At 56.8% G+C, this 6,594-nt stretch carries 11 protein-coding genes and 1 pseudogene; 8 read left to right on the forward strand and 4 right to left on the reverse strand.

Annotated features, from left to right (window positions below):
* Window positions 1-899, reverse strand: an 899-nt coding sequence (locus H7A81_RS24605) for a diguanylate phosphodiesterase (RefSeq protein ID WP_182059013.1), incomplete at its 3' end; no start/stop codon positions are given.
* A 274-nt stretch (window positions 900-1,173) separates the two neighbouring features.
* Between H7A81_RS24605 and H7A81_RS24610 the strand changes: the two genes are divergently transcribed.
* Complete coding sequence (locus tag H7A81_RS24610) at window positions 1,174-1,434, forward strand: hypothetical protein (protein ID WP_039337302.1); 261 nt, start codon at window positions 1,174-1,176, stop codon at window positions 1,432-1,434.
* 230 nt (window positions 1,435-1,664) lie between these two features.
* Here the strand turns inward: H7A81_RS24610 and H7A81_RS24615 are convergent, their stop codons facing one another.
* Complete coding sequence (locus H7A81_RS24615) at window positions 1,665-1,919, reverse strand: biofilm development regulator YmgB/AriR family protein (protein ID WP_182059014.1); 255 nt, start codon at window positions 1,917-1,919, stop codon at window positions 1,665-1,667.
* Window positions 1,920-2,600: 681 nt separating this feature from the next.
* Between H7A81_RS24615 and H7A81_RS27835 the strand changes: the two genes are divergently transcribed.
* The 3 genes from H7A81_RS27835 (at window position 2,601) to H7A81_RS24620 (ending at window position 3,160) form a co-directional block, all read left to right on the forward strand.
* Window positions 2,601-2,723 (forward strand): hypothetical protein, encoded by a 123-nt coding sequence (locus tag H7A81_RS27835; RefSeq protein ID WP_254919502.1) that lies wholly within the window; start codon window positions 2,601-2,603, stop codon window positions 2,721-2,723.
* Between the two features lie 17 nt (window positions 2,724-2,740).
* Window positions 2,741-2,872, forward strand: coding sequence for a hypothetical protein (locus H7A81_RS27840; protein WP_254919501.1), 132 nt, complete (start codon window positions 2,741-2,743; stop codon window positions 2,870-2,872).
* Window positions 2,873-2,989: 117 nt separating this feature from the next.
* A complete protein-coding gene (locus tag H7A81_RS24620; protein WP_182059015.1) occupies window positions 2,990-3,160 on the forward strand; it encodes a hypothetical protein in 171 nt (56 codons plus the stop codon).
* Between the two features lie 30 nt (window positions 3,161-3,190).
* Here the strand turns inward: H7A81_RS24620 and H7A81_RS24625 are convergent, their stop codons facing one another.
* Window positions 3,191-3,544, reverse strand: a complete 354-nt coding sequence (locus H7A81_RS24625; RefSeq protein WP_255479036.1) for a biofilm development regulator YmgB/AriR family protein — start codon at window positions 3,542-3,544, stop codon at window positions 3,191-3,193.
* Between the two features lie 150 nt (window positions 3,545-3,694).
* Window positions 3,695-4,003, reverse strand: a complete 309-nt coding sequence (locus H7A81_RS24630) for a hypothetical protein (RefSeq protein ID WP_182059016.1) — start codon at window positions 4,001-4,003, stop codon at window positions 3,695-3,697.
* Between the two features lie 1,018 nt (window positions 4,004-5,021).
* Between H7A81_RS24630 and H7A81_RS24635 the strand changes: the two genes are divergently transcribed.
* From H7A81_RS24635 to H7A81_RS24650, 4 genes and pseudogenes are all read left to right on the forward strand, one after another.
* Complete coding sequence (locus H7A81_RS24635) at window positions 5,022-5,240, forward strand: hypothetical protein (protein WP_182059017.1); 219 nt, start codon at window positions 5,022-5,024, stop codon at window positions 5,238-5,240.
* 43 nt (window positions 5,241-5,283) lie between these two features.
* Window positions 5,284-5,517, forward strand: coding sequence for a hypothetical protein (locus H7A81_RS24640; RefSeq protein WP_182059018.1), 234 nt, complete (start codon window positions 5,284-5,286; stop codon window positions 5,515-5,517).
* Between the two features lie 460 nt (window positions 5,518-5,977).
* Window positions 5,978-6,291, forward strand: a pseudogene (locus H7A81_RS24645) (DNA methylase); the annotation flags it as partial.
* A gap of 17 nt (window positions 6,292-6,308) precedes the next feature.
* Window positions 6,309-6,545, forward strand: a complete 237-nt coding sequence (locus tag H7A81_RS24650; protein WP_255479037.1) for a hypothetical protein — start codon at window positions 6,309-6,311, stop codon at window positions 6,543-6,545.
* The last annotated feature ends 49 nt before the right edge of the window (window positions 6,546-6,594 follow it).

Raw genomic sequence — 6,594 nt, forward strand, 5'->3', positions numbered from 1 at the left:
AGCGACAGCCCGGCTGAGCCGTCTCCAAAGTTATCAATTGAGAGACTGATACCGGACTGCTTCAGCTGCCGCACCGCTGCGGAAAATGCTTCCAGCTGAGAGATGACCTCCGTCTCGCTGACGCCCAGTATAATTTGCTGCGGCACCAGCCCGGCGCTGTCGATGGCGCTCACGAGCCGGCCCACGGCGTCCGGCAGGGCAACCAGCGTCCCTGGCAGAATGCTGACGTACAGCATGATGTCGTCCGGGCACGACCTGCCGGCCCTGTTCAGCGCCCCGGTGACCGCCGCGAGATTGTGCTCGTACAGCGCCTCGCCGGAGAGTCCCGCCGGTGCGTCACCGGGCAGGGCCTCAAGGGCCGTGACCTCACGGCCGAGCGGGTCAACCACCGGGCGGAAGGTGACGCCCGCAGCGGGGGCCGGTGACCCGTTGTCGTCCGGCACAAAGTCCCAGTAGTCGGCGGGCAGGACCTCAAAGTAGTTCTCTTTCTCCCGGGCTTCCACGAAGGTTCGCAGGAACTGCAGGCCGCGATCGTCATAGGTCAGGCGGTATTTAGACGTGCCGCGGTCCAGCACCGCCTGCAGCACGCTGCCGCTGTCGTGGTGGCGCAGGTCGAAGAGCTCCATACCGTGGTTGCCGAAGCGACGTGACGGTGAGTAGTCGCGCATCAGTTCAACCACGTTGTGGTGGCGCCGGTCGGCGCAGATGCGAGCGTAGATGTCCAGCACGCCCTCCTCCGGGCCCTCCAGGATCTGGAAGAAGTGCGTGCCGTTAAAGAGCAGGATGCCCGTTACCTGATGCCGGGCGTTCAGCAGGCTGGCCTTCTCCACCATGCCCGGCAGGATGCGGACGGGCACCTCATCGGCGAGGTGGCTCCGGTAAATTATGGTTGTAAGCATTTTAGGCTCCGTATTGCCGCAGATTGTCACGGGCACCTTAGCAGGCGGCCGCGCTTTCTCAAACCGCACCGGTAACGGGCGTGGTGACAGGCTGAATGAACGTCAGGGAGCGTCAGAAACGATGACTTCTGACGCGGGCGGAGCCCTCTCATTATAATTATTGAAATAAATTATTACGGAACAAGGGTTTTTCAGAATATCCTCCGGGCGCTTTCGTCAGCGGGGTCTACAGTGTGACGTGAGGCTGTCATCAACGTAAAACGGAGGTAGTCATTTGACTGTTCAACACGACGGGAAAGGGCACGTCATTATTGGCGAAGCGGCACTGAGCCTGGCGCTGGGCGAAAAGGAAATAAGCGTGCAATCGCTTATTACCGAGCTCGGACACATGGCGGAGGCCGGCGGCAGCGATAACCGGCTCACTGAAATATCCGAAGCCAGAAGCTGGCTGAAGAGCTTCCACGAGCCGGAGCAGGCCGTCCGGCACGTACCGTACCTGCAGACCCTTGCGGGCCTGAACGACGAGAAGAACTGACGCCAAAGGACGTAGTCCGGCTCTGGCCGGAAGACGACGATGAAGATGACCTCAGCGGTCGCGCTCAGGCGTGTACCGGCCGGAGAACCTGTCAGGGACGACACCCTCCGATAGTTCTGCTCTTAAACCGACACAGACATCTCCCCGCGATGTATTCAGGCATACAGTAACTGTTTTAAGGAAAGGAAGCTGCTTCTGCCGACCGTGCGTGACCGACAGCAAGTCCCCCTTCAGATGCCGGGATCGTCTGGCGTATATCCCACGACCAGCTGAAGAAGTATGCGCAACGTTTCCTGCCTGCTCCCGTCCGTTTCATCCGTAATTTGTCTCATGATCTGCATGATTATGGTTTTGTTACTGATCGGTACTCCCTCTGCAAGGATGGTGCGGATGATGTCGTCCAGTGTCTCTTTTTCTGACTTAAACCGGTTACCGGTGCCAGACAGGTAGGCCTGAATGTGTGCGACCGAATTCGTATTTCTCATGCTGTGAAGGCCCCTGGCTGAATGTGTGCTGCGGCAGGCGATGGAAAAGAGGGTGACCGGCGTGCCCCGGCTGTGAAATACCCGCCTGATTAGTCAAGTATATGGCAGTAAACGAGGCGCGGAGCGGGCAGCGTAAGATTCAGAAAAAGCGGGGGAGGGTGGTCAATGCATGCGGAAAATCATTTATGTCGGTACAACAGCGGACTGAAGGCAGTCAACGTCCGTTGTGGGGAACTGGCTTTATTGTCACCCCTGCGTGCTGCTTAAATCGCGACAGAAATTAATTCCGTCCGTTATATAACCAGGCATACAGTGGCTGCTTTAACAGGGAAGGAGGTGAGATATGTGGCAGTTTTATTATCTGCTCAGGATGGGGCAGCAGGACCAGCTTCACGTGAAAGGGTGCGTATGCCTCGAAGACCACCCGGAGCGACGGTTTCTGGGCTCGGCCATCAGTTACCGGCACGCGTATCAGATTGCGTCACAGCGCCTGAGCGTACGGGCCTCCATCTGCCGGCGGTGCGTGGACGACAGCATGAAGGAGTCGGGGGGCTCCACGCTTTTGCCGGCCCCGTAACGGGTCGTTTTTACGCTTAAGTCACAGAACGGAGAATTCTTCACGTCAGATACCGTCACGGACCTAAACTTAACGTTACCCGATACCGGGTGACGGAGGTAACCATGGCTGACCGTAACGATAAAAATGTGAAGGATGGCAAAGACGCCGACCACAGCAAGCTGCCCGCGGGCAACAAAAAAGACACCAGGGACAGCGACACCATGAAGCAGAAGGGCGGGAAGTAGCCCCGCGGGAGCGCTGCATGTCTGAACACCCGATGCCTGATGACGCCACGCCCCTGCCGGACGGGATACCCGAGCCCGGTCACGAGGACGAGGTGCCGGGCGGCGACAGAGATATCCCGCCCGACCGGGGTGCCATCCCCCTTATTTAACCGCCTTCGGGCGGTTTTTTTTCGTACGTATTTATGCGCACCGCTTAAAGCGATACACTGTATATATCCCCAATAAGCGGAGCGCATCTGAAAAACGAACGTGAGATACAGGACCTGATGCACGAAGCCATCGGGCTGGCCATCAGGCAGATACTGCGTAGGGGCGAATCAGTGAACCCGCACGAGCTCATCGGTACGCTCTGGCGCCTGAAGGAGTCCAGCGCCGATATGGCCCTGCGCGAGGCCTGCAACCGGGCCATCCGGCTCTTTGCGGGAAAACTGAACTGAAGGGAGGGTAGCCCTGACCCGGCTCCAGCCTCACACAGCCTGGCCGCCGGCGTCGTCCGGCGTGTGCGTCACGACCAGCTCCAGCACGTTGCGCAGCACCGCCTGCCGCTGCGCGTTCTGCTCGCGTTCAAGCTCGCGAATGACGTGCATGATGAGCGTTTTGTTGGTCAGCTTGCCGCCCGGGGCCAGAATCGCCTGAATGGCCGCCTCAAGCTCGTCACGCTCTGCCGCCAGCGCCTCGCCACAGTTCTGCAGGCGGTCTCGAATGACGGTTACGGAATTTGTGTTTTTCATGCTGTGAAGGTCCCTGCCGGAGCAACCTGAGCGGATGACGGCGCTGGAAAGAATGACGCGATTTTTGTTGTGTTGCCGGGTGAACTGCATCCGCAGCGCATGCCTTCGTCAGTATCATTATAGGAGGGGAGGCAGAAAAGCGCTTCGTTAACCGGGCTATTGAATCTGACTCAGCATCCAGCTGAGCTTTTAATACACAAAGCAGAGCGGGCGCCTGTCGCCCGCCATGGCGGAGTGTTGTTATCTCATTTCATCGTCTTCATCAGCCTGCAGGCGAATGGTCGCCTCGCCGCCGGCACTGAGGTCGCCAGCATCGGAGAGCATCCAACTCTGAGCCGCGCCGCCGCGGGCGCCCACGGTGCGGAAATCACGCAGCCAGGCTATTGCCGCACTGATGCGGGCAATACGACCGCTGAGCTCTTCAGCTCTCAGCATAACGTTAAGCTCCGTCAGGAGAGAATCGACGGTTATTTCCTGTTCACGCACGGCAAGATTGACAGCTGCTTCACCAATAACTGCGTGACCGGTCATGTCTTCGCTGTACAACACGTTTACACCTCGCTTAAATAATGAATGAGAATGATGTTAACCACGTCTTAATTATAGCAATTGTGATGGGGATAATTAAATTCCTTCCGTTGTCATGACCTATAGATAAATAAGGAAAAATATACTGAACCTTTGTGGGTTTATATAAGTGACTGATGTGTGGCTGTTTATTTAAGTAATCTGATTATGTTTTTGTGTGATATGGATTTCGGGTGCGTTAGCTCCGGGTGTCCTTGTGTCAGACCATGCACGGAGAAATATTTTAACAAGGCTGGCAGGACCCATCTGCCCGTATCAGGTTCACCATAACAACGTGTCATGCTTATATGTCTCTTCGGGCGCCTTAAGCTGGAAGGAGTTTATTCACCGCGCGGGGTGTCCAGCAAATGATAATGAACGACAGGTTTAAGGTTTAAGATTTCGGTTTGTTTTTATAGCGAATCCTGACTGCATAAAATATTCCCTTCACTCTTTCTGATTCAGGATGGAATAAAATTCATCCTTTAAAAGGATATGTATTACTGGTTGTGTGCCAGATGTATCAGCACGATAACGTGCCAGTCGCCCAGACAGTGAAATATTCCCGTTCTGACTGCTGTGAGCGGCAAGCGGCATTATATTTCTGCCGTCCATTTTGTTGGAGTTACTTTACGTAAGAACATGGCCCTCAATTAATTGTTTATAAGGCGCAGGACTTCGCGATATTAACTGTTATATAAAATTTATCGCCATTCAGCAATATACGTGCAGTCAGCCTGTGCCTTCCAGTGGCCAAACCGCCGGAAATTCGACTGGTGTTCATACGAACGTTGCGACTGAACGGAGCGGGCCAGTCAATGGAGTGAATGTTGCTCACGGGCTTCAGCGCGCGGTTTTTTTGCTCTGCACGCCAGCCGGGACAGGCCAGGGTACCCCTCTGTATTCACGCTCTCCGTCATCTCCCCGAGAAGCCGGATAACCTCCTGTACTACGCAAGCAGGTCCTTTGACGCCGGCCCAGGTCGCCGCCCTCGCCATAGGTGCTGTGTGCGCTGACGTGGCGTTACGGCGTCACCGTTAAACACTGGTATGCCGAAGTCGGCTGCGACTACTGCGGATGGGTAGTCTACCCAGAGGGCGTCCAACTGCATGAGCGCTGTGACTCGCTGGAGTGGAGCGAGGAGGAATTTAAGGACGGCTACTTTGACGTGACCGGGCCGGACTGGATTATTGACAACGTGGCCAGCTACGGCTGCTGAACCGGAGGCGGCGGGGTAACCCGCCGGATGAGCGATGAGAGAGATGACCGTACGGAAATTCAGGGCGCGTCTGGCCGCCATCGGCGATGACGAGCTGTGCTGCGGCGCCTTCTGGCAGGCAGATGACTTCCTTCGCCAGCGCCCGGCGTTGACGCATGAGGAAATCGTGGCGGCGATAGAGTATGCCGAAGACCATCACGATGCGAACGAGGGATTCAACTGGTGGCACCTGGAGCAGGCCATCGATGGCGTCATGCCGGAGGAGGTCGAAGAATAACGTCTGCGCATGTTGCCTGAAGTGCAGTATCCGCCTTGGTGCGGCCCGGCACGACGGCATCAGAGCAGACATGAAAAAGGAAGTCGCTGCGCTCCGCCTCTGTGCCGCCCCCATCCACTGGCCGGAGGCGGCAGGCATAAAGTGCGGTGCCCTAGCGGTAGCCGGGCGGCTTCGCCTGCCTTCCTGTATAGCGTTCCTTATGAAAACTACCGGCTCATGAACTCATCAGTGAAACTTTCAGCTTAAAATTGTCATTGAGCTAAATAGCCCCTTCTGAAGTAAAGAGCATTGACTCTTAACACAACTGCTCAACCCGTTCCCCGCCCTACGGTGGACATTCAGTCCGCTCCGGCGGGGCGTGCGGCTTCCGGTGTCGCCCCTGTTTGCTCCGCTGTCCGCCCGTCTGTGTGGAGGTCACAGCACCACTACCGGTGCCCCCTTCATACACAGGAGCATCACTATGTCTCGATTCATGCACGGCGACAGCGTACAGGTTATGGGCGGCTTTCCGGATAAAAGCATTGATTTCGTCCTCACCGACCCGCCGTACCTCGTCGGTTTTAAAGACCGTTCCGGCCGGTCAATTGCCAACGACGTTAACAGCGAGTGAGATCAGCCGGCGAGCAACGAAATGTTCCGGGTGCTCAAAGACAAAGCCTGGCGGTGAGCTTCTACGGCTGGAACCGGGTAGATATTTTTATGCAGGCGTGGAAGGCGGCGGGGTTTCGCGTGGTGGGCCATATCGTGTTCACCAAACCCTACGCCCGCGCGGCCTGATGAACGGAGAAATGATGATGAACGATCACACTATGCACCCTGAGACCGACACCCTGGCGGCCGACGTCGCCGACCTGGAAGAATCGCTGTATGAGTTTCACCTGCGACTGCGCGACATGATTGCGCGCCACCTCTGGCACGGCGCCAGCCGGGAACAGCGCATGACGGGCCTGCTGATTGAGGGGATCGACAGCGACCTGGTTGAACTCTACCGGCGCGCGGCCGTGATACAGAAACAGCTGAGGGCGTGACTGATTAAAAATAGAACACCCCTCTACATCCCTGACGGCGTATGGCAGG

The sequence above is a fragment of the Pantoea sp. ME81 genome (genome assembly GCF_903970985.1).
GTDB classification, from domain to species: Bacteria; Pseudomonadota; Gammaproteobacteria; order Enterobacterales; family Enterobacteriaceae; genus Pantoea; species Pantoea communis.

Bases quoted from the DNA above. Each gene is read 5' to 3' on its own strand.
- H7A81_RS24615 (WP_182059014.1), bottom strand. From the start codon at position 1,919: ATGAGAAATACGAATTCGGTCGCACACATTCAGGCCTACCTGTCTGGC.
- H7A81_RS27835 (WP_254919502.1), top strand. From the start codon at position 2,601: ATGGCTGACCGTAACGATAAAAATGTGAAGGATGGCAAAGACGCCGAC.
- H7A81_RS27840 (WP_254919501.1), top strand. From the start codon at position 2,741: ATGTCTGAACACCCGATGCCTGATGACGCCACGCCCCTGCCGGACGGG.
- H7A81_RS24620 (WP_182059015.1), top strand. From the start codon at position 2,990: ATGCACGAAGCCATCGGGCTGGCCATCAGGCAGATACTGCGTAGGGGC.
- H7A81_RS24625 (WP_255479036.1), bottom strand. From the start codon at position 3,544: ATGCAGTTCACCCGGCAACACAACAAAAATCGCGTCATTCTTTCCAGC.
- H7A81_RS24640 (WP_182059018.1), top strand. From the start codon at position 5,284: ATGACCGTACGGAAATTCAGGGCGCGTCTGGCCGCCATCGGCGATGAC.
- H7A81_RS24650 (WP_255479037.1), top strand. From the start codon at position 6,309: ATGATGAACGATCACACTATGCACCCTGAGACCGACACCCTGGCGGCC.